This window comes from Mycobacterium sp. Root265 (genome assembly GCF_001428895.1).
Classification (GTDB): Bacteria; Actinomycetota; Actinomycetes; order Mycobacteriales; family Mycobacteriaceae; genus Mycobacterium.
This window is the reverse complement of the sequence record NZ_LMJA01000009.1, coordinates 69,760-91,383: the sequence shown is the minus strand read 5'-3', so window position 1 is coordinate 91,383 and position 21,624 is coordinate 69,760. Positions and strand designations below refer to the sequence as shown.

Here is a 21,624-nt window from a genome sequence, read left to right as displayed (position 1 = left end):
GTCAATCAACTCCGTGGGCCTTCCGAAATTTGAATTCGAATGAATGCTGGTTACCAGCTGGACTTCTGGACACCGGGCAGTTCGCCCGCGTGCGCCATTTCGCGCAGGCAGATCCGGCACAGGCCGAACTTGCGGAACACCGCGTGCGGACGGCCACACCGGTTGCACCGGGTGTAGCCGCGAACCGCGAACTTCGGCTTCTTGTTGGCCTTGTTGACCAGAGCCTTCTTTGCCATTGCTCAGTTCTCCTTGAACGGGAAGCCGAGGGCCCGCAGCAGCACTCGTCCTTCGTCGTCGTTGGTCGCCGTGGTGACGACGGTGATGTCCATGCCGCGGGGGCGATCGATGGAATCCACGTCGATCTCGTGGAACACCGACTGCTCCGAGAGCCCGAAGGTGTAGTTGCCGCTGCCGTCGAACTGCTTGGGGCTCAGGCCACGGAAGTCGCGGATACGGGGAAGCGCGATCGAGACCAGGCGGTCCAGGAACTCCCACATCCGGTCGCCGCGCAGCGTCACCCGGGCGCCGATCGGCATTCCCTCGCGAAGCTTGAACTGGGCGATGGACTTACGCGCCTTGCGGATCTCGGGCTTCTGGCCGGTGATCAGGGCGAGGTCGTTGACCGCGCCGTTGATCAGCTTCGCGTCGCGGGCGGCGTCACCGACACCCATGTTCACGACGACCTTCACCACGCCCGGGATCTGCATCACGTTGGCGTAGTTGAATTCTTTGTTGAGCGCGTCCTTGATTTCCTCGCGGTAGCGCTGCTTCAGCCGCGGCTGCACCTTGGCGGCGTTCTCTACTGTGGTCATTCTCAGATGTCCTTGCCGTTGCGCTTGGAGACCCGGACCTTCTTGCCCGACTCCTCGTCGACGCGGTAGCCGATGCGGGTGGGGTTACCGTCGGAGTCGATGACCATCACGTTGGAGACGTGGATGGCCGCTTCCTGCGTGACGATGCCGCCGGAGGAGGCGCCGCGCTCGTTCTGCGACTCCGCGGTGTGCTTCTTGATCCGGTTGACGCCCTCGACGAGGACCTTCTCGCGGGTCGGGTAGGCCTCGATGACCTTGCCCTTGGCGCCCTTGTCCTTACCGGAGATCACGAGCACGGTGTCACCCTTGTGCACCTTCATTTACAGCACCTCCGGGGCGAGCGAAACGATCTTCATGAACTTCTTCTCACGCAACTCGCGGCCCACCGGGCCGAAGATGCGGGTGCCGCGCGGATCGTTGTCCGCCTTGATGATGACGGCGGCGTTCTCGTCGAACTTGATGTAGCTGCCATCGGCACGACGACGTTCCTTCACGGTGCGCACCACGACGGCCTTGACCACATCGCCGCGCTTGACGTTGCCGCCCGGGATGGCTTCCTTGACGGTCGCCACGATGATGTCGCCGATGCCGGCATAGCGTCGCGCCGAGCCGCCGAGAACGCGGATGCACAAGATCTCCTTGGCACCCGTGTTATCGGCGACCTTCAGCCGCGATTCCTGCTGAATCACTCGATCTCCTGACCTGGTTATGTGTGCACGGCAGATACCGACCTGACGTGCGCGGTCTTTGTTGCCCCGAGAGCACGCAGGGTTTTCTCGCATGAGAGAACCGAGGTCTGCCCCAGGCAACCCCTAGAGTCTAGGGGACGACCTGCTGAGAGCCAAATTGCTCACCGAAGCGGCACAAAACGTGCGTGGCCTGCTAGAAGAGGCCGATCCGCTCGAAGGCCGCCGCGGCCGCCAACACCGTTGCATCGGCATGCCTCCGGCCGACGATCTGCAGACCCATGGGAGCACCGCCCACCAGGGCCGCAGGAACAGAGATCGCCGGTTGGCCGGTGAGGTTGAACGGGTAGGTGGCGGCCAACGCACCCCAGTGGTCCACCGGGCGACCGTCGATCTCGGTGGGCATGGGCCCTTCGGCTGCGAAGGACGGCACCGTGGTGGCCGGCGTGAGCAACAGGTCGAATGCCTCGAACGCCGACGCCATGCCGGCCACCAGCCGGGCCCGCGCCTCGTGCGCATCGAGCAGCGTCGTGGCATCCAGTTCGGCGGCGGCCTCGAAGTAGCGGCGCACCGCCGGATGAACGTTCCCGAGATCCACCGGCGAGCCGACCTGGGCGTGGACGTCCGGCGCCGACAGCGTGCGAAACGCTGTGCTGCACGCCGCGTCGATGCGTATCGCCGCGGCGCTCACCCGGCGCGCACCGGTGGCCTCGATGAATTTCTCGGCGGCCGCTTCGGCCGCTGCGGCAATCGCGGGATCACACGGCGCCCCACCGAGTGTCGCCGTGAAAGCCACTCGCAGTGCACTCAAATCGGTTGTGTACAAGTTCTTTTCGAACGATTGCGCCGGCGCCGGCAGGGACGCCCGGTCATGGTGATCGATGCCGCAGATGCTGTCGAGCACCCGCGCGGTATCGGCGACGGTCCGGGTGAGCACTCCGTAGTGGTCGTTGTCTGCGACTCCCCGGTGCCGCGGCCCGCGTGGAACCACTCCATACGTCGCCTTGAAACCCACGAGTCCGCAGTAGGACGCCGGAATGCGCAATGAGCCGGCGCCGTCGGTGCCGGTGGCCACCGCCACCATGCCGGACGCGACGGCGGCGGCCGACCCGCCACTGGACCCGCCCGGCGTCAGGTCGGTGTTCCAGGGGTTGCGGGTGATGCCGTGCAAGACCGATGCGGTGTAGGAAGCGCGGCCGAACTCCGGGGATGCGGTCACCCCGATCGGCACCGCACCGGCGGCGACAGCTCGGGACACCAGGGTGCAGGTGTGGTCGGCAATCCGGCCGGCGTGCAGCGTGCTCCCCATCGCGAACGGCCAACCTTGCACCGGCTGCAGTTCCTTGACCCCCATCGGCACCCCGGCCAGCGCACCCGGATCGCCGCCGCGAGCCACCACCCGGTCGACGTCGCGGGCCCAGTCCATGGCCCGTTCACCGTCGACGTGGATGAAGGCGTTGAGCGCGCCGTTGGTCTCCTCGATGGCCGTCAGCGCTCGCGCCACGGTGTCCTGCGCGCTCACCTGACCCGACCGCACCAGATCGGCCGTCTCGATCACGGTCGCCGCGTTCACCCCTGCAATTTTCACAGCAGCAGCACCGCCGCCACCGAGGTGGCCACCACCAGGCCGCACATCACCGGGACGAACAGTCGACGGGCCAGATCCATCACCGATACCCCGGTCAGGCCCGCCACCACGATCAGCGACGACCAGATCACCAGCGTGCCCCCGCCGGTCCAGCTGGCCCCGTTCTGCGCGATCGCCGCCAGGGTGGCGACATCAGCACCCGAGCTCTCACCCAGGGAGGCTGCCAGCGACCCGGTGAACGGCAAGCCGGGCCAGCCGCTGCCGTCGAGGCCGATCACCATGCCGATCAGCAGCATCGCGAAGGCCGCGAACACCGGCACCTGGGGAATATAGGGCTCCACCGAGGCCACGGCATCCAGCAGGAAAGCCGGCGCGGGCGCCTCCGGGGCCAGGCCCAGGATGGCGCCGGAGTAGTCCGACAACCCGATATAGACGAAACCCGCCACCGGAATGACCATGCCCATGGACCGGAACGAGAACGTGATGCCGTCGGTGAAATGCTGACCGACATCTGCCAGCCAGGTCCGTCGGCTCACCACGACGGCGATGGTCACCAGGGCCAGGGCTGCGGCGCCACCGACCAGGGGTGCCCCCAGTCCGTCGTCGATATCGGGCACCCAGGGCGTGAACCGGCCCAGCAGCATGAAGGCCAGCAGGGCGGCGAACAAGGTCGGCACACCGATCGCGATGAGTCGCGCCTTCGTCGACGGCGAGGCATCCTCGACGTCGAGAGCGTCGCCCGCGGCGCCGGAGGGACGCAGGGTGGTCGTGCGGACCCGCTCACCAGAGGTGTCGGCGCCGCCTGCGCGGGCGCTGCCCGCTGCTGGCTCAGAGCCGGCGGAGGCCTCGGCGACGGGCAGCGTCACCGCGGCGGCCGCCACCGGATCCAGCATCTTGGTGCGCACGTCGCGGAGGTAGGCGACTGCCAGCGCCACCACTCCGGCGATCAGCGCGATGATGGTCGCCCGCACGGCGATGACGCTCGCGGAGACGTCGGCCCCCTCGGCGGACAGGGCGGGCGCCACTCCCATGACCAGATCCGAACTGAGCGCCATGCCCTGGCCGGCGATGGCGATCGCGAGGGCCGCACCGAACGGCGGCAGTCCCACTCTCACCGCCGCGGGCAGCAGGATCGCGGCGATCAGCGGCAACACCGGGGTGGGCCAGAACGACACCGAGAGCAGAAACGTCACCACAGCCAGGACCACATAGGAGATGTGGCCATTTCGGAAGAGCCCGCGCAGTGGCCGGATCATCACCGAGTCCGCGCCGGCATGGCGCACCGCTCCGAGCATGGCGGTCACCAGCGCGATGATGATGAAAATGGGCAGCAGCTCGCGGGTACCGATGATCGCCGCGTTGAACACCGCGCCGAGACCGGTGGTGATGCTGCCGGAGAACGCCAGTGCGGTCAGGAAGGTCGCGATCATCGCCGGGGCGATCACGTTCTTCTTGGCGATGACCGTGACGATCAGCACGACGAGGCCGAGCAGGTACACCCAGTGCGCAATGGACACTGACGTCACCATCCAATCGGGACTGCGGTCGCCGCGCGGGGCAGAAAACGAAGCGGCCGGGAAAGGGTTTCACATGGGGCTGAACGGTCCGGGAGTGCAGTGGCTGAGGTCAATCGTGGGTGTCGAGAGTTTGTTCCATGGACCAACTTTGAACAATGCCGAGAACGCACACATCACCTGCCCTGCGGCTGTGCACTGTGTCCAGCGCCACTGGGCCGTCACAGCGCCGCGGCCACCAGTTGCACTTCGACGGGTGCGCCGGACGGCAGGGCGCACACCCCGATCGCGCTCCGTGCCGGTAAGGCGTCCACCCCGAGTTCCGCGGTGATCGCTGCGGAGGCGCCGTCGGCGACGGCCGATGCCGCGGTGAATTCCGGTGTGCAGGCCACGTACACGGTCATCTGCAGGCACCGCACTCCCGACGCGTCCGCGGGAAGCACCGACCGGACCGCGGCCAGTGCGTTGGTGGCGGCCAGCATCGCCGCTGCGCGGGCCGTGGGCAGGTCGACCTGTCGGCCGCCGGTACCGGTGACCGTGAGTACCCCGTTGCGGCGTGGCGTCATCCCGGCGCTGAAGATGAGCCCGGCGTGCAACGTCGCGGGGATGTAATCGCCCTGCGGCGCCGGGGCTTCGGTCCGTTCAGTCGACACCGAGCGCCACACCTTCCTGGCGGGGGTCGGCGGCACCGGTCAGCACGCCCCGGTCGTCGACGGAGATGAGTTGGGCGCTGCCGCCGGCACCGAGATCGGGTTGCACGACGATGCGGTGCCCCAGAGCGGCCAGCTCGTCGCGCACCGCGGGGGGCAGGCTGGGCTCGACGCGCAGTTCGTCGGGCGCGCCGATGACGTCGGCGTCCGAGCCCGGGAAGACGGTGAACCTGGATGCCGCGACTGCTTCGGCGGCATCGCGTCCGTGGTCCAGCAGGTGGGAGATCAGCTGCATGTTCCACTGCACCTGCCCATCGCCGCCCGGGGTGTTGCCGACATGCTTCAGGGCGCCCGCATCGTCGGTGACGATCCAGGCATTGAGTGTGTGCAGCGGCTTTCGGCGCGGCTTCACCTCGTTGGGATGCCCGGGCATCAGGTACGCGCCCCGCCCCAGCCGGTTGTTGAGCACCACCCCGGTGCCGGGCACGCTGAACTTCGCGCCGAAGGTGAACGCCAGCGAGTGGATGAAACTCACCGCCCGACCGTCGGCGTCGACCGCCACCGTCGAGGTGGTGTCCCCCGCCGCGACCGCGATGCCGCTGCGCACTTCGATGCGGGCGTCGAGATCGCGGCGCTGCGCGTCCAGACGGTCGGCGTTGAGAATGTAGTCGGCGCCGTCACGTCGGTTATCGCTGCCGCACAAGGCAAATCGGTCCGCGAACGACAGTCGGGCCGCCCGTGCCAACCGGTCGATCGCGGCCGCCGACATCCACTCCGCGACGCCGAGGACACCGTCGCACAGCGCCGCCTGCTGCAATACCATCCATCCCGGTGTGGGCAGTGGCGTCTGGTGCAGCACCGCGCCGGCGTAGCGCCCGGTGAGCGCGGGTTCGGGTGTCACCTGCGCGCCCGCCGCCCATTCGTCACCGCTGAACGGTGCGCCGCCGGCCCGCAGCGCGGCCACCGCGCGTTCGGCGAACTCGCCGGTGTAGAAGCTACCGGGGTCGTGCGCCAGCATCCGGATGGTTGCCGCCAGTGCGGGCTGCGCCAAGCGGCGTCCGATGACGGGCGGAACACCCTGTGGCGCATAGATCTCGGCGAGTCCGGGGTCGGCCGCGACCGCGTCGGCAGCCGAGCTGACATCACCTGCGGTGCGCGCCGAGCAGGGCAATCCGTTCTCGGCGATGCGGGCGGCGGGTTCCCACAGTTCCGGCAGCGACCTGGTGGCGCCGCCGCCGTGCAGCGCCACCAGCGCAGCGGGCGCGCCGGGCACCGCGACGGCCAGCGGGCCGTCCATCGGTATCGCGCCGAGGTGTTGCGCAGCATAGAAATCCGGGGTTCCACCGTCGGGCCCGAAGCCGGATCCGTTGACGGTCCACACCCGCCCGTCGGGTTCCCGGACCACTGCGAAGGCATCGCCACCGATACCGCACTGGCCGGGCAGGGTCAGCCAGGTCAGGGCGGCCATCGCCAGCGTCGCGTCGATGGCGTTCCCGCCGTCGGCCAGCACCCGCGCACCGGCGAGGCTGGCCGCCGGGTGACTGCTGCTGACCATGCCGCCTGCCGACAGCGCCGGCGGTCGCTGTGCCGCGGCCATCAGGCGCCCCGGCGGGCCCGGCGGGTCGGGCCCGCGGGCATCTCCCCGGGCTCCACACCCACGAAGATCTCCCCGTCACGTTCCTGGCACGGGAAGGTCTTGATGGGTTCGGTGGCCGGCGGGCTGATCGGCTCACCGGTCTCCAGGTCGAAGGCACTGCCGTGGCAGGAGCAGCCGATGCCGTCGTCGCGCAGCTTGCCCGACGACAGCAGGCAGTCCAGATGGGTGCAGTAGTTCGAGGTGGCGTAGGCCTTGCCGTTGAGCCGTGCCACGGCGAATTCGTGATCGCCGGAGTAGAACCGCCGGACGATACCCTCGGGCACCTGCCCGGATCGTGCTACCCGAACGAAATCCATTGTTGCTCTCCGTGTTTCTATAATTTGGCGGTTCTGCGATTCTGAGATTACCGGGTGTCAGGCGTTGAGGTAGACGGTCTTCTCGGCCAGGTAGAACTCCATCATGGACGCCCCGGCCTGTTCCTTGAAGGTGGCGGTCGACGAGGCCTTGTAGCCGCCGAACGGCGCGTTCATCGCCATCCCGGTGGTCGGCTGATTGATCTTGACCAGTCCGGTGCGCGACTCGCGTGCGAACCGCTGCGCGGTGGCCAGATCCGAGGTGACGATGGCCGCCGAGAGTCCGAACTCGGTCGCGTTGGCCAGCTCGATCGCCTCGTTCAGCGAGCCCGCCCGCTGGAAGGCCAGCAACGGGCCGAACACCTCTTCGGTGACGATGCGCATCGTGGGTTCGGTATCGGTGAACACGGCCGGTCGCACGAAATGGCCACCCGGACCGGCCGCCACGTCCACGGTGGTGCCGCCGCACCGCAGCCGCGCGCCTTCGGCGACCCCGACCGCCACGTAGTGGGCGAACTTGTCGAGTTGCTGCGCGCTGGCCAGCGCGCCCATGTCCACGCCGTCGTCGGCACCCGGGCCGACCACCAGGGCCTCGGTGCGCCGGATCACCCGCTCGACCAGTTCGTCGTGCACCGCATCGGTCGCGATCACCCGGCTGGTGCCGGTGCAGGCCTGACCGGACAACCCGAAGGCGCCCTTGACGATCAGCGCCGCGGCGCGGTCCAGGTCGGCGTCGTCGGCGACGAGCACCGGGTTCTTTCCGCCCATCTCCAGCTGGACCCGCCGGTGCGGGCCGACCCGGCCATGGATGGCGCGACCGACCTCGGTGGAGCCGGTGAACGTGATCGCCGCGATCCGCTCGTCGGCGGCCACGGCGGCCCCGGCCAGCCCGTCACCCTGGACCAGGGCGATCACCGAGGGCGGCAGCCCGCCGGCCAGCAGTGCCTCGACCAGACGCTGCCCCATCAGTGGGGTGATCTCGGAAGGCTTGAACAGCACCGGGTTCCCGACCGCCAGGGCCGGGCCGAGCTTGCGGGAAGGAATGTTGAGCGGGAAGTTCCACGGGGTGATCGCACCGACGACACCTACCGGTTCGCGCAGTGTGTAGAGCAGGGTGTCGCCGACCGCGGGCAGCGTCACTCCCCCGCTGCGGGTTGCCTCCGCGGCGTAGAACCGCAGATTCGCCGGGGTACGGCTGACCTCCATGGTCGCTTCGGCGAGGGTCTTGCCCTCTTCGCGCACCAACTCGGCTATCAGGTCGGGACCGCGCTTCTGCAGTTCCATCGCGGCCGATTCCAGGATCGCCGCGCGACGTTCGGGGGCCGTCGCGGCCCATTCCGGCGCGGCCTTCTCCAACCCGTCCACGGCATTGGCCACATCGGCGGGCCCCGAGGCGGGGAAGGTGCCGATGAGATCGGCCGGGTCGGCCGGGTTGGTCCGGGTGAAGGTGGCCCCGGACAGGGCGGGCACCCAGGCGCCGCCGATGAAGTTGAGTCCTGTGGTCATTGCTGTACCTGCGATTCTTCGTCGATGTCTGCGTAGGCGAGGTCCCACAGATCGGTGTCCTCATCGCACAGCGCCGCGATGTCGACCTCGCGGCCCAGTAGCTCCCGCACGGCCATGATGTCCTCGCCGCGGTCGATGGCGAAGGCGCCGCACACCGCGGCGCCCTCCAGGTAGAAGCCGGTGAAGTCCAGTGCACCGACGTCACCGCGGATCACCGGATCCCCCGTGGCGGTACCGACGAACTGAAGGTTTCGTCCATGTTGGTCCGACCAGAACCACGGCGCATCGTCGGAGGGCGCATCGCGGCCGAGCATCGCGTTGGATACCGCCACGCCCTGCCTGCTGGCGTTGTCGAAATGTTCCAGGCGGATGTGGCGACCGGCCCGCTCGGAGTACCGGCGTGCCACGTCTCCGGCGGCGTAGATGTTCGGGATGCTGCTGCGGCCCGACGCGTCCACCACGATGCCGTCCTCGACACGCAGCCCGGAAGCCTCCGCGGCGGCGGTGTTCGGCGTGATGCCGATGCCGATCACGACGGCGTCGGCCTCGAAAGGTGCTGCGGCGCCGGTCACGTCGATGAGCACACCGTCGGAGGTGGTCCGGATGCCGTCCAACCGCACTCCGGTGCGCAGCTGCACGCCGTTGTCGCGGTGCAGCCGGCTGACGGCCTCACCCATCGCGGCACCGAGGATGCGGGCCAACGGCACGGGTACCGATTCGAACACGGTGACCGCCACACCTGCGGCGGCCGCGGTGGCCGCGATCTCCAGGCCGATGAAACCCGCGCCGATGATGGCCAGCCGCTTCCCCGGCACCAGTACCGGGGCCAGCGCCACGGCGTCGTCGAGCGTGCGCAGGTAGTGCACGAGCTCGGGCCGCGGGCCGGGCACGGTCAGCGGTCTCGGCGTGCCTCCGGTGGCAAAAAGTACTGCGTCGGCGTCGATCTCGGTACCGGTGTCCAGCGTGACGCTCCGCGACGCCGGGTCCACCCGCAGCACGCTGGTTCCGGTGACGATCTCCACCTCGTTGTCGGCGATCCAGCTGGGGCGCAGAATCCAGAGGGCGGCCTCGCTGTCGGTGCCCGCCAGGAATTCCTTGGACAGCGGCGGGCGCTGGTAGGGCGCGTGGGGTTCGTCCCCGATGAGCATGATGCGGCCGTCGAATCCCTGCCTGCGCAGGTTGCGGGCGGCGACGGCGGCAGCCTGCCCGGCGCCGACGGTGACGATGGTGCGCGGTGTCATGTCCGCGCCTCCTCTTCGGTGCGGGCCGGCACACGGCTCTCCGGCGCGAGATTGACGTAGATGGTGCCGTCGTCGTCGACGCGCACCGGGTAGGTGGGCTGACAAAGGTCCTGATCGGCCTCGTAGCCGGTCTCCAGGTCGAACTGCCACTGATGGCCCGGGCAGATCACCTTGCCGTGCAGCAGCGTCCCCTTGAACAGCGAACGATCCTGGTGCACACAGAGATCGGCGAAGGCGTACACCCGCCCTTCGGTCTGGAACAGCGCGACGGCGACACCGTCGACCTCGACCCGCAGCTTGCGGCGTCTGCCCAGTTGTCGCGCGGTGGCGACCGCGGTCCACTCCATGATTCTCCTGTCCGAATCCGGCGCGTCCACGCTCGCGCAGCGGGCGTGGACGCACCGAAGTCACTCAGACCGCGACCGGCTCCAGCTCGGGCGCGACGTAGGTGTCATACAGACCCTTGGTGTAGGAGAACCGCATCTCGGCTCCCCACCGCACCATCTGCAGGCAACGCTGCTGCAGCGGCACGGTGTCCGCGTGGTCCAGCACGATCTGGTAGCCGCGCTCGCCGTGCACCACATCGGAGGTGATGTGCAGATCGAAGAACTCGATCTCGTCCTCGGTGAATTTGTAGACCTCACGCAGGGGCACGATCTGCTTCATGTAGATGCTGGGCACCTGGGATTCCAGGCCCACCACCAGCGCGGCGGTGGCCACCACGAAGTGCTCGCGCTGCGACACCGCGTAGCACCACGACTGCAGGCCGCGGGTGATGGCGTTCATGTTGTTCGGGTCCTCGATGCGTTCCTTGGTGGTGCCGCATGCCTCACCGAACTTGATCAGCAGGTCGGTGTGCCGGATGTCCGCGAGCTCTTCCTCGTACATGTTCTGCAGCGTGAAATCCTTCGCGCCGGTGAACTGGTCCGGGGTGTTGGCGTAGATGTTGGCCAGGTAGTCGGCGAACGGCCCGACGTAGTGGAAGTGATTCTCGGCCCAGCGGGCGAAGTGGTGGCGCTCCAGTTGGCCCTCGGCCCACGCCTTGGAGAACGATGCGTTCTTGGCCTCACGACCCTTGATCGCGTTCTCGAGCTCGGCGCGGAACTCGTCACGGCCCAGTAGTTCAGTCATGGATCAGATCCCTTCGATCGGTTGATTTCGCGAAACCATCAGCAACAGAGACAGTTTCGCGATTGATGGGGGCTGCGAGGCGACGCGCCGTTGCGAAGTCGACTCTGCACCAGCGACGTTAGCCAGCGGACCGGGGTTGCGACATGGACAACATCACCCCTGATGGACGCGGCGACGAGGCATGATGCACACCGGCCTCAGTGACTCGCGACCGCAGCGGTCAGCGCCTCGAACTCGGCCAGGATCGCCGCGCCGACGGCCTTGTCCTGCGTGCCGTTACCGCCGCTGATCCCGACGCCGCCGATGATCTGGCCGTTGAAGACGAGCGGGAACCCGCCGACGAAGACCGCGAACTTGCCCGGCAGCATGTGGCTGATACCGAAGGCCTCGTTGCCCGGCAGTGCCGGGCCGTCCGGGGCCTCGTTGAACAGGTGGGTGGCCCGCTCGTGTCCTGCAGCGGTGAACGCCTTGGCGATGGAGATATCGACGCCGGTCAGCCGGGCACCCGGAAGCCGGTGCAGGGCAAGGACATTGCCACCGTCATCGCAGATGCACAGGGTCTGCTTGACACCGATCTCTTCGGCCTTGGCCCGGCCGGCGGCGAGCAGGGGAAGGGCGTCGTCGAGGGTGATCCGGTAGATCTGGTGCATATCTGCTGACCTCCTGAGAATTGCTGGGTTCCTGCGGGGCGGCGATCCCGCCCCGGGCTGTTCGCCTGGTGAATGTCTACCGGGGCAAGCCGCCACCCGCCTTGGTCACAATGTCCGCTTTATCGGCCGCATCATGGTCAAACTGCACATAGGCTGTGGGCAGTCGACAGTGTGATCGTGGTGGTTCGATCCGCCACCGCATCGACGAACACGCCGCACAGAGCAGGTGAGCACATGACAGCAGAGCACCCGCACGGCGACCGGATGACGGTCGCCGGACTGCTCGACGAGTCGCTCATGTCCGGCGCGCGGGTGATCGCCGGCCAGGATCACCTGGGCCGCGAGTTGCATTGGGTCCTGCCCCTTTCCGAGGTGCTGTCCCGCCACGAGCCGCTCGACGGCGTCGCGGTCTACGCACGTCCGGAAGCCCTACTGGGCACCGCCGGCGCACTGGCCGCGCTCGCCGCCCGCGGCGCCACCACCCTGGTGGTCGACGGCGCGGTCCCCGCCGATTTCCCGACGGCCCTGCCTGCCGGGCTCGTGGTGATCGAGATGGCGTTTCCGGTCGGGTTCACCGCACTGAACCGGCTGCTGGCGGAGCGGGCGCTGAGTCAGGAAGTGCACGTGATGCGGTACGCCACGCACGTGCACGCCTCCCTGGCGGGGCTCTTCCACCGCGGAGCCGGGCTACAGATCTTGATCCGCGAGGTGTCCAACCTGGCCCGCAACCCCGCAGTGGCACTGGATGCCCGCGGCCAGATCGTGGCTCACAACGGCTTGGCCGCCGAGGCCGCGGGAGTCCTCACCGAGGTCATCGTGCCGAGGTTGACCGTCGACCTGCCGGCCGGCGCGCGGCTCCCGGGCCATCACGACACCCGCGTCGAGCATCTCGCGGACCCGCACGGCAATGCGTGGACCGCCATCTCCACGGCCATCCGGCTCGGCAAGGCCTTCGAGGGCTGGGTGCTCGTCCTGGTCCCGAATTCCGAACCGGGTGCCCACGATCTGGCGCGACACATCGTCGTCACCGAACAGGCGACCGCGATCATCGGTTCGGAGATGCTGCGCCAGCACAGCGTCGACGAGGCCGAGGAACGCGCCCGCGGCGACTTCGTCCAGGCTCTGGTCCACGGCCACTTCTCCAGCGAGCACGATATGCGCGCACGAGCCGAGTACCACGATATCGACATCGATTCGCAGTTCGGTGTTTTCGTCGCGCCGGGCGCGATTCCGCACGGTGTGGACAACCCCGCGGCGAGCATGGTCCGGCTGGCCCGGTACGCCGCCAATGTGGCGCCCGATCCCGCCGTCCGCTCCTACGTCACCGTGCTGGGTGACGTGCTGGTGGTGGTGCGCTCACTCTGCGGCGATGACGACACCGCGCGGCACCGCGAGATGGTCCATTACGCCGAGGCGATGGCGGGCGAACTCGAGAACCGCCGCGGCGCCGCGGTCGCCGTGTCCTACAGCAGGCCCGCCAGTGGCGCCCAGGCCGTCTCGGCCAGCTACCGCGAGGCCCGCATCGCGCTGGGCATCGCACGCAGGCTGGGCCTCACCGGCGCGGTGTCCTACCAGGATCTGCGCAGTTTCACGGTGCTGGCCGAGATCGCCGAGACCGAGCAGAGCAAGGCTCTGGTCAACGACCTGCTGGGACCCCTGCGCGCCACTCCCGACCTGCGCGATTTCCTGACCGGTTACCTGTCCCACGGCGGGAACGTCAACGCCACCGCCCGGGTGCTCAACGTGCACCGCAACACCATGCTGACCAAACTGGACCGGGTGTCGCGGGCGATCGGTCTCGATATCCGGTTGCCCGACAACCAGTTCACCGTGTGGCTGGCGATCCGGCTGGACCTGCTCAGCGAGGTGCACGCCGCTGTCGACCGGGAGGCCAGCTTCCGTTGAGGTGGACGGCGCTACGGTTCGGGCGCCGGGTCGGGCCCGATGAACGAGCCCAGCAGTCCGAGCACCGCGACGCCGGACACCATCGCGAACGCGATCGTGAAGCCGGTGGTGGCGCCGAAGCCCAGGGCGATCGCGACCCACGCGGCGCCCATCGCCGAGCCGCCGAAGCGCACCAGGTTGAACAATCCGAGTCCGGTGCCCTGCGCCCCGGCCGGCGAGCGGGTGGCACCGGTGGCCGCCGGTGTCTGCACCAATGCCGTGCCGATGCCGACCAGGACCAGAATCGCCACGAAGCCGGCCAGCCCCCAACGTTTCTCCACCAGATGCGCCCCGACGGCCGCGGCGAGCAGCGCCTGGCCGATGATCAGCAGCGCCAACCCGGTGCGTAGCACCCGCCGGGCCCCGATCCGGTCCAGGTAGCGCCCGACCAGCGGTCCGAGGATCACCATCGAGGCCGGGATCGCCAGCAGCACCACGCCCGCCAGCGACCCGGTCCGGCCGCTGCCGACGAGATAGAGGGGCACCGCGAGTAGCGTGGCCCCGAGGCTGAACATGAACGCGAACGCGCCCAAGGTGCTGCGGACGAACCGGGCCTCCGCCACCAGTCGCACGTCGACGAACGGCTCCGGCACCCGCAGGCAGTGCCGGACGAAGAACACCAGGATCGCCACGGCCACCGTCACGGCGACGACGACAACCACCGACACTCCTTGCCGCGGGACGAGCGCGACGCCGAGGATGAGCAGCCCCGACCCGACGGTGAGCGCGGTGGCGCCGATGGTGTCGAAGCGCATCGTGGTGCCCGGATGACGGGGAATGTGGAGCAGGGTGCCGATCAGGCCGGCCAGCGCGACCGGGACCAGCGGCACGAACACCCATCGCCACCCCCAGCCGTCGGCGATGAATCCGCCCATGGTGGGTCCGATGGCCTGACCGATGCCGTTCACCGAGGCCCACAGCCCCACCGCCCTGCCCCGCCGCTCGCCGGCGAACAGCCAGGTCAACAGGCCCAGCACGGCGGGGCCCAGCGCGGAGGCGGCCGCACCGCCCAGGCAGCGCCACAGGATCAGCAGCTCCAGCGACGGCGCGGTCGCGGCGCCGATGGCGCACACCGCGGTGGCGATCATCGACGCGCAGTACATCCGGCGCCTGCCGAACCGGTCCCCGATCCAGCCGACCAGCGGCATCGTCGCGGTAAAGGTCATCAGGAAGCCGACCACCACGAACACGCCGCTGCCCAGGGGTGCACCGAACTCGGCGAGGATGGCGGGCATCGGCACGTTCACCACGTTGTTGCTGACCGTGCCGACCAAGGTTCCGGAGAGCAGCGCGGCGAGCGCCAACGGCGTGCCGGCTCCGTCGGGGACCGCCGGGCCCGCGGGGACGCGGCTGTCTGTGTCAGTCATGGCGGGGACTTCCGTGGCCGATCTGTGTGGTGTGGCTGCGCGAGATGCAGTGGCACCCGCACCGCCACTGTCTCATTCCCGGCGCGGCGAAGGTGCCGCATGTGCGGGCCAAGGCGCACAGCGATACCGCCCGGAATCAGGCATTGTGCACAGCCGTGCCGGGTGCGTGCCTCGTGACAAACCGCACCCCAGCGCGGATTTTAACGTTTGCGAAACACCGCGACATCAGGATGACAATGTCGGAACACGTTGCACAGGGCCATCCGCACACCGTTGTGCACAGTGTGCGTTGACCCGGTCGGGCAACGGGCCGAGCATTCCCACATCAGACTGCACAGCCCACGAGCAGTTGTGAGTGAAAAGACCGTCGATGGATATACAACTCAGCGCGGCCCACTGGATCTACCTGGCCGGAATTGTCGTCATTCTCATCACGATGGCGCTCCGCAAGAACATCGTGGTGCCTGCGGTCATCGCGACATTGCTTACCGCGTGGGTGTTTTCGGGCAGCATCGTGACCGGTCTGGCGTCGATCTTCAATGCCAGCCTGGTGGCCGCTCACGAGTTGTTCAACATCTTCCTCATCATCGCTTTCGTGACAGCGATGATCGGCGCCCTGCGTGAGATGGGTGCCGACCGACTGATGGTGACGCCGTTCCGCAGAGTGATGCGGGCGGGCACAAGCAGTTTCGTGGTACTGGCCATCGTCACCTATGTCATCTCGCTGTTCTTCTGGCCCACTCCCGCGGTACCTCTGGTGGGCGCCGTGCTGATTCCGGTGGCGATCCGCGCCGGCCTGAGTCCGCTGTCGGTCGGCATGGTGATCGCCATCGCCGGCCAGGGCATGGCCCTGTCGTCGGACTACATCATCAAGGTCGCCCCGGGAATCTCGGCGACGGCGGCCGGTGTCGACACCGACAGCGTCGCCGACAAGGCGATGGTGCTCTCGCTCATCGTGGGTCTGGTCGCGCTGGCCATCACCTACTTCACCCAGCGCCGGACCTGGCAGAAACCGTCCCCGGATCTGCTGGTGGCCTGGGAGAACAAGGCCGACAAGTTCGGCGTCGCGACCAACGAAGAACCTGGCACGGACGTGTCGGGTGGCACCGGTGTGAGCCTGCGCGGGGACGCCCCAGTCCCCGCCGGCGGCGGTGTCGGTGGTGGCGATGCGAATGCCCCGACCGCCACCATCGTGCTCGACGATGCCGTGCCGGATCCGGTCGATCCGCCGAAAACGTTGGCGGCCAAAGCCTTCGCGGTGACCGTGCCGATGGCCTACCTGGCATTCATCGTCTATCTCCTGCTGGGCAAGTTCACCAGCCTGGTACCGCCGCTGAAAGGTGGTGACGCCGCGGGCATCGTCGGTGGTATCGCCGCGATGCTGCTGTTCGCCGCCTGCCTGACCAACGACAAGCGGACATTTCTGGAGAGCTCGTCGACCCATATCGTCGACGGCCTGGTGTTCGCCTTCAAGGCCATGGGCATCGTGCTGCCGATCGCCGGGTTCTTCTTCATCGGCAACGGCGACTTCTCCGCCCGCATCCTGGGAATGCCCGAGGACGCCACCGGGCCCGCGTTGCTGTTCGATCTGATCAACGCGGCGCTGTCACATGTCGCACCGAATGCCTTCATCGTCGCGTTCACGGTGCTCTTCGTCGGTGTCATCGCTGGCCTGGAGGGTTCCGGGTTCAGCGGTCTCCCCCTGACCGGCTCGCTGGCAGGTGCGCTCGGCAGCGCCGCCGGGATGGATCCGGCGACGCTGGCCGCGATCGGGCAGATGGGCAACATCTGGTCCGGCGGCGGCACGCTGGTCGCGTGGTCATCCCTGGTCGCGGTGGCCGGCTTCGCACGCGTCCCGGTCCTCACCCTGGCGCGCAAGTGCTTCCTGCCGGTGATGGCCGGTCTGGTGCTGTCCACCGTCTTCGCCATCCTCGTCTTCTGATGGCGCTGACCGACACCGAACAGAAGCTGGCCCTGGCCGCGACCGTCACACTGACCTTCGTCACCGGAGTCGTCGACGCCGTCGGCTTCCTGGCCCTGGACCGGGTGTTCACCGGGAACATGACCGGCAACATCGTGATCCTCGGCATGGGCGTGGCCGGCGCGGACGATCTGCCGGTGCTGGGCCCGGCGATCGCGCTGGCGGCGTTCACCGCCGCGGCCTTCGTCGCCGGCCTGGTGTTGCGCGCGGGTGCCAAAGGGTGGCAGCACCGGGTCACCGTGCTGCTGACGCTCGGCGCACTGACACTGACCGCGCTCACCGTGGTCGCCGCCGTCGTCGGTGACCACTCCGGCCCGGCCATCCAGATCGTGATGGCGGCCGCGACGGCTGCGGTGATGGGTTCGCAGGCCATGGTCGCCCGGGCCGTGGCGGTCGCCGATATGACGACCGTCGTGGTGACCTCCACGCTGGCGTCACTGGCGGGTGAGACCTGGACACGCAGGGGCGGTGGCGTGCTGCTCAACCGGCGATTCGGCGCCATCGCCATGATCTTCGCCGGCGCGGTCGTCGGCGCGCTGTTGTTGCGGTGGCACATCGCCGTCCCGTTCGCGCTGTCGGCGGCACTGACTGCCGCGGTCGCGATGCTCGGTCACCTGCGGTTGTCACCGCGGCGGGCGCACCTGGTGGGCGCGAGCTAGGAGGCTAGGCCGCGCAGCGGAACCCGATATGGGTGGTCGCGGTGTCCCGGGACTGCGGCGAGCGGGCCGCGGGCCGGTAGCGGTGGCAGTACTCCGGGGCACACAGATGCGATCCGCCCTTGAGCGCCTGGCTGACGCCGGGATCGTCGGCCGGCAGGCAGCACGGGTTCTGGATGCGCCCGCTGAATTCGGTGGCGGTCCACTCCCATACGTTGCCGATCATGTCGACCAGCCCGTATCCGTTGGCCGGGAACGTGCCGACCGGTGAGGTTCCGGCCCAGCCCAGTGCGCCGTCGTTGCGGTACGGGAAGCCGCCCTGCCAGGTGTTGGCCATCAACTCCCCCGCCGGTGCGACCTCCTCACCCCACGGATAGGTCGACTCCGCGCCCGCGCGTGCCGCGTACTCCCACTCGGCCTCGGTGGGCAGCCGGCGGCCCGCCCACTGCGCGTAGGCAAGCGCGTCGGCGTAGGCCACCTGCACCACCGGGTGATCGGGAGCGCCTTCGCTGCCCGGCCCCCACGGGTGACGCCAGCTGGCGCCGGGGGCCCAGTCCCACCACTGCCGCCAGTCCCGCAGGTCCACCGGGCCCGGGGTCTGCCGGAAGACCATCGCGCCGGGCTGCAGGTCGGCCTGCGGGACTCCGGAGTAGAGCTGCGGATCCAACGGACGTTCGGCGACGGTCAGGTACCCGGTGTCCGCGACGAACGCGGCGTACTGGGCGTTGGTGACGGGGTGGCGTTCGATGCCGAACGCGGCGACGTGCGCGGTGCGGATCGGCGCTTCCTCGGGATAGAAACGGGTCGACCCCATCCGGAATGAGCCCGCGGGCAGTTGGACCAGATCGGACAGGCTCAAGGAATCCGCACCTCGAAGTCTTCCGTCAATTGCGTTGAGGCCGGGTCGAATCCGTCGGTTCCGGTGGGCGCCTCGGTGTGCACCGAGACCAGGTAGTCACGACGTTTGGTCCACACGTGCACGACGCGGTCGACGAACTCGATCGCGTTCTCGGGGGTGTCCGACACGGCGCCGAGCAGCTTCTGCCCGCTGTAGTCGCACAGTTCGGCGGGCAACACGCTCAGCGAGCTCACCGCGGCGTCGGCGGTCAGACCCTCCGCGTACTCGGCGAACGCCGCCTGGGGATCGAGGGTCGTCGGCATGATCGTCACGGTTGCCGACATCCCGTCCGGGCCCGACAATTGCGCCCCCACGTCGCCCGTCCCGCCCTGCATCGACCAGCCCTCGGGGACCGCGACGGTGATCACCGGCGCCACCGAGTCGGCGACCTTGGCCACCATGCCGACCGGGGGACGCTGCTCGGGTTCGCAGGTGACGGTGCCCGCCGGGATCGCAGAGGTGCTGGTCGGGACGACACCGAAATCAGGATGGTCGAGATCCGTGGTGGGGCCGGTGGTCGGAGTGGCCGTCGCCGTCTCGGTGGGGCCGGTCGTCGTGAGGGCGACATCGTCGGCCACCGGTGTGCCCTCACTCGACGTGGTGCACGCGGCCAGCATCGGCGCAGTCAGACACAGCGTCGCCGCCGCTGCGGCTGCAGCCCCTCGGATACCAGTCATCAGTCCTTCGCGAATGCCCGCGCCAGTTCACGCTCTCCATCACGGTAGGGCGCGCCCGAGATGTCGACCACCCCTTTGGCGATTGTTCCACCCGTGAACGGGAACGGCGCCCGGTAGGAACTGCACACCGCCTGGCCCGGATTGCTGCCCACCTTGATGCCCGCCCCGGCCAGCCCGAAGCTGCCCGGGTGGGCGCGCACATTGCTGCGGGTCCCGACCACCGTGCCGTCGACGTAGAGCGACACCTCACCGAGCGGGGTGTGGCTGTTCTCGACCGTGCCGGTGCGCTCGTACCGGACCCCGAGAATGTGGCGACCCGACGGCACCACGTCCTGCGAGGACACCCGCTGCTCGTCCTCACCCATGAAGTTGTAGACGTGATGCAACCGCCCGTCCTGGACGAACAGCACATGCCCGCCGTGCCCGGCGCCGTGTTTGTACAGCACTCCTTCGGCACCGGCCGCGTCCACGTCCACCTCGACGAACACCGAGAACGACCGGCCCCGGATCTCGGGGGTTGCGCCACTGCCGACTTCGGCGTTGTCGGGGTAGTAGGTATAGCTGGTGCGCTCCCCGCTCAGGTACGGCCGCCAGCGGCCGAGCGTCTCGAAGATGTTCAGATCGGCCAGCGGCAACCCGTTGTACTTGGCCGCCTCGGCGAACCACAGCGCCTTGAGTTCCTCCAGCTTGTCCGGGTGCTCGGCGGCCAGGTCGTGGCGCTGGCTGCGGTCGGATTCGATGTGGAACAGTTCCCAACGGTCGGTGTCGAAGTGGCCCCACCCGGCCGGGCTCGCCGCGTGCACGGTGTTGGCGAACCAGCCGTCGTGCCAGATGCCCCGGGTGCCGAGCATGGCGTAGTACTGCGTCTCCTTGCCGGACTTCGCCGCCGCGTCCTTCAGGGTTGCCGCGAAACTTGTTCCGTCCAGCGGTTTCTGGACGATGCCGCGCACCTCGTCGGGCGGTGTGATGCCGAGCAGGTCATACACCGTCGGGGTGATGTCGCTGACGTTGACGTAGTTGTCCCGGACTTCGCCGTGAGCGTCGATCCCGTTGGGCCAGGAGATGATTGCGCTGTCGGCGATGCCGCCCTCGTGGGAGGCGTAGCGCTTGAACAGCTTGTAGGGCGCGTTGAACGCCATGGCCCACCCGATCGGGTAGTGGTTGAAGGTCTGTGGCGAGCCGAGCACGTCGAAGTACCGCATGCTGTCTTCCACGGTGTCGATGTAGCCGTTGAAGAACTTGCTCTCGTTGACCGAGCCGTTCGGCCCGCCTTCGCCACTGGCGCCGTTGTCGGAGATCACCACGATGACGGTGTTGTCCAACTGCCCCGACTCGTCGAGATAGTCGAGGATGCGGCCGATCTGGGCGTCGGTGTAGGACAGGAACCCGGCGAACACCTCGGCCATCCGGGTGAACAGCTTCTTCTCTTCGTCGTCGAGGGTGTCCCACGGGCGCACCGTGTCCTGGGTCGGCCACGGTTCTCCGCCCGGGCCCGTCACATCCAGGTACGGGTTGATCTGAGACAGCTCGGTGTCGGCCGGCACGATGCCCAGGCGCTTCTGGTTCTCCAGCACGATCTCGCGGTAGCGCTCGTAGCCCATGTCGAAGGTGCCGGCGTACTTGTCGGCCCACTCCTCGAACACGTGGTGGGGCGCGTGCCCGGCGCCCGGGCACAGGTAGGAGAACCACGGCTTGTCCGGTGCGATCACCTTCGAGTCCTTGATGAACTCGATTGTCTTGTCCGCCAGATCCTTCGACAGGTGGTAGCCGTCCTCCGGCGTGGCCGGCGGCGCGACCGGATGGTTGTCGTACACCAGGTCGGGGTACCACTGGTCGGTCTCCCCGCCCAGGAACCCATAGAACCGTTCGAAGCCGCGGCCCAGCGGCCAGTGCCGTTTGGTGGCCGCCAGGCTGGATTCCTCCAGCGGCGTCAGGTGCCACTTCCCGATGCAGTAGGTGTTGTATCCGCGTTCGGCGAGCACCTCGGGCAGCAGTGCGGTGTCGTAGGGAATCCGTCCGTTGCTGTTCGGGAATCCGTCGGTGAACTCTTCGATGGTCGCCATCCCGACGGTGGTGGGATTGCGGCCGGTGAGCAGAGCGGCCCTGGTGGGCGAGCACAGCGCGGTGGTGTGGAACTGCGACAGGCGCACCCCCTTTTCCGCGATGCGGCTCATGGCCGGCATCTCGACGAGCCCGCCGAAGCAGTCCCAGGTGGCGATACCGATGTCATCCCAGACGAGATAGAGCACATTGGGCGCATCGGACGGCGCCACCGGAGCGGCATACGGTCCCCAGTCCGGCTCCGAATCACGGATGTCGAGCGCGATCTTGCCCTGGAACTCTGCGGTCATCGGACCTCCCGGTTTGACGGAC

General features: G+C 68.3%; 21 protein-coding genes. 3 read left to right on the top strand and 18 right to left on the bottom strand.

The window, feature by feature from the left end:
* Window positions 1-50 precede the first annotated feature (50 nt).
* The 14 genes from ASE48_RS10630 to ASE48_RS10565 form a co-directional block, all read right to left on the bottom strand.
* Window positions 51-236, bottom strand: a complete 186-nt coding sequence (locus ASE48_RS10630; RefSeq protein WP_020109913.1) for a type Z 30S ribosomal protein S14 — start codon at window positions 234-236, stop codon at window positions 51-53.
* Window positions 237-239: 3 nt separating this feature from the next.
* Entirely contained in the window at window positions 240-812 is a 573-nt protein-coding gene (rplE, locus tag ASE48_RS10625; RefSeq protein ID WP_057167044.1) for a 50S ribosomal protein L5, read from the bottom strand.
* A gap of 2 nt (window positions 813-814) precedes the next feature.
* Window positions 815-1,132, bottom strand: coding sequence for a 50S ribosomal protein L24 (gene rplX, locus ASE48_RS10620; protein ID WP_057167043.1), 318 nt, complete (start codon window positions 1,130-1,132; stop codon window positions 815-817).
* Entirely contained in the window at window positions 1,133-1,501 is a 369-nt protein-coding gene (gene rplN, locus ASE48_RS10615) for a 50S ribosomal protein L14 (protein WP_057167042.1), read from the bottom strand. It lies immediately after the preceding gene.
* Between the two features lie 193 nt (window positions 1,502-1,694).
* On the bottom strand, window positions 1,695-3,071 hold the full coding sequence (locus tag ASE48_RS10610) for an amidase (RefSeq protein WP_057167041.1): 1,377 nt from the start codon (window positions 3,069-3,071) through the stop codon (window positions 1,695-1,697).
* A gap of 11 nt (window positions 3,072-3,082) precedes the next feature.
* Window positions 3,083-4,603: a permease gene (locus ASE48_RS10605; RefSeq protein ID WP_235571006.1), complete on the bottom strand. Its 1,521-nt coding sequence runs from the start codon at window positions 4,601-4,603 to the stop codon at window positions 3,083-3,085.
* Between the two features lie 218 nt (window positions 4,604-4,821).
* Window positions 4,822-5,253 carry a RidA family protein gene (locus ASE48_RS10600; RefSeq protein ID WP_057167143.1) on the bottom strand — a complete coding sequence of 144 codons (432 nt, stop codon included), beginning with the start codon at window positions 5,251-5,253 and terminating at the stop codon, window positions 4,822-4,824.
* Window positions 5,243-6,847: a gamma-glutamyltransferase family protein gene (locus ASE48_RS10595; RefSeq protein WP_057167039.1), complete on the bottom strand. Its 1,605-nt coding sequence runs from the start codon at window positions 6,845-6,847 to the stop codon at window positions 5,243-5,245. The genes ASE48_RS10600 and ASE48_RS10595 overlap by 11 nt, the downstream gene beginning before the upstream one ends.
* The gene (locus tag ASE48_RS10590) at window positions 6,847-7,203 is read right to left on the bottom strand and encodes a Rieske (2Fe-2S) protein (RefSeq protein WP_057167038.1); all 357 of its coding nucleotides are present in this window, start codon (window positions 7,201-7,203) and stop codon (window positions 6,847-6,849) included. The genes ASE48_RS10595 and ASE48_RS10590 overlap by 1 nt, the downstream gene beginning before the upstream one ends.
* A gap of 57 nt (window positions 7,204-7,260) precedes the next feature.
* Window positions 7,261-8,706: an aldehyde dehydrogenase family protein gene (locus ASE48_RS10585; protein WP_057167037.1), complete on the bottom strand. Its 1,446-nt coding sequence runs from the start codon at window positions 8,704-8,706 to the stop codon at window positions 7,261-7,263.
* Complete coding sequence (locus ASE48_RS10580) at window positions 8,703-9,947, bottom strand: NAD(P)/FAD-dependent oxidoreductase (RefSeq protein WP_057167036.1); 1,245 nt, start codon at window positions 9,945-9,947, stop codon at window positions 8,703-8,705. Before ASE48_RS10580 ends, ASE48_RS10585 begins: the two co-directional genes overlap by 4 nt.
* Window positions 9,944-10,294, bottom strand: a complete 351-nt coding sequence (locus tag ASE48_RS10575) for a Rieske (2Fe-2S) protein (RefSeq protein ID WP_057167035.1) — start codon at window positions 10,292-10,294, stop codon at window positions 9,944-9,946. The genes ASE48_RS10580 and ASE48_RS10575 overlap by 4 nt, the downstream gene beginning before the upstream one ends.
* Before the next feature lie 64 nt (window positions 10,295-10,358).
* Window positions 10,359-11,078, bottom strand: coding sequence for a TenA family transcriptional regulator (locus tag ASE48_RS10570; protein ID WP_057167034.1), 720 nt, complete (start codon window positions 11,076-11,078; stop codon window positions 10,359-10,361).
* Between the two features lie 197 nt (window positions 11,079-11,275).
* The gene (locus tag ASE48_RS10565; RefSeq protein ID WP_057167033.1) at window positions 11,276-11,728 is read right to left on the bottom strand and encodes a GlcG/HbpS family heme-binding protein; all 453 of its coding nucleotides are present in this window, start codon (window positions 11,726-11,728) and stop codon (window positions 11,276-11,278) included.
* Window positions 11,729-11,962: 234 nt separating this feature from the next.
* On the opposite strand from ASE48_RS10565, the gene ASE48_RS10560 reads away from it, so the two are divergent.
* Window positions 11,963-13,633 carry a PucR family transcriptional regulator gene (locus ASE48_RS10560; RefSeq protein WP_057167032.1) on the top strand — a complete coding sequence of 557 codons (1,671 nt, stop codon included), beginning with the start codon at window positions 11,963-11,965 and terminating at the stop codon, window positions 13,631-13,633.
* A gap of 11 nt (window positions 13,634-13,644) precedes the next feature.
* Here the strand turns inward: ASE48_RS10560 and ASE48_RS10555 are convergent, their stop codons facing one another.
* Window positions 13,645-15,039: an MFS transporter gene (locus ASE48_RS10555; protein ID WP_057167031.1), complete on the bottom strand. Its 1,395-nt coding sequence runs from the start codon at window positions 15,037-15,039 to the stop codon at window positions 13,645-13,647.
* Between the two features lie 370 nt (window positions 15,040-15,409).
* Between ASE48_RS10555 and ASE48_RS10550 the strand changes: the two genes are divergently transcribed.
* Together ASE48_RS10550 and ASE48_RS10545 are read left to right on the top strand one after the other, a co-directional pair.
* Window positions 15,410-16,981 carry a hypothetical protein gene (locus tag ASE48_RS10550; RefSeq protein ID WP_057167030.1) on the top strand — a complete coding sequence of 524 codons (1,572 nt, stop codon included), beginning with the start codon at window positions 15,410-15,412 and terminating at the stop codon, window positions 16,979-16,981.
* Complete coding sequence (locus ASE48_RS10545; RefSeq protein ID WP_057167029.1) at window positions 16,981-17,679, top strand: YoaK family protein; 699 nt, start codon at window positions 16,981-16,983, stop codon at window positions 17,677-17,679. The genes ASE48_RS10550 and ASE48_RS10545 overlap by 1 nt, the downstream gene beginning before the upstream one ends.
* A 4-nt stretch (window positions 17,680-17,683) precedes the next feature.
* On the opposite strand, the gene ASE48_RS10540 is transcribed toward ASE48_RS10545, so the two are convergent.
* From ASE48_RS10540 to ASE48_RS10530, 3 genes are read right to left on the bottom strand one after another with little or no spacing between them, the layout of a single operon-like run.
* Window positions 17,684-18,490, bottom strand: coding sequence for a formylglycine-generating enzyme family protein (locus ASE48_RS10540; protein ID WP_057167142.1), 807 nt, complete (start codon window positions 18,488-18,490; stop codon window positions 17,684-17,686).
* Between the two features lie 41 nt (window positions 18,491-18,531).
* On the bottom strand, window positions 18,532-19,251 hold the full coding sequence (locus tag ASE48_RS10535) for a hypothetical protein (RefSeq protein ID WP_057167028.1): 720 nt from the start codon (window positions 19,249-19,251) through the stop codon (window positions 18,532-18,534).
* On the bottom strand, window positions 19,251-21,602 hold the full coding sequence (locus tag ASE48_RS10530; RefSeq protein ID WP_057167027.1) for an arylsulfatase: 2,352 nt from the start codon (window positions 21,600-21,602) through the stop codon (window positions 19,251-19,253). Before ASE48_RS10530 ends, ASE48_RS10535 begins: the two co-directional genes overlap by 1 nt.
* Between the last annotated feature and the right edge of the window lie 22 nt (window positions 21,603-21,624).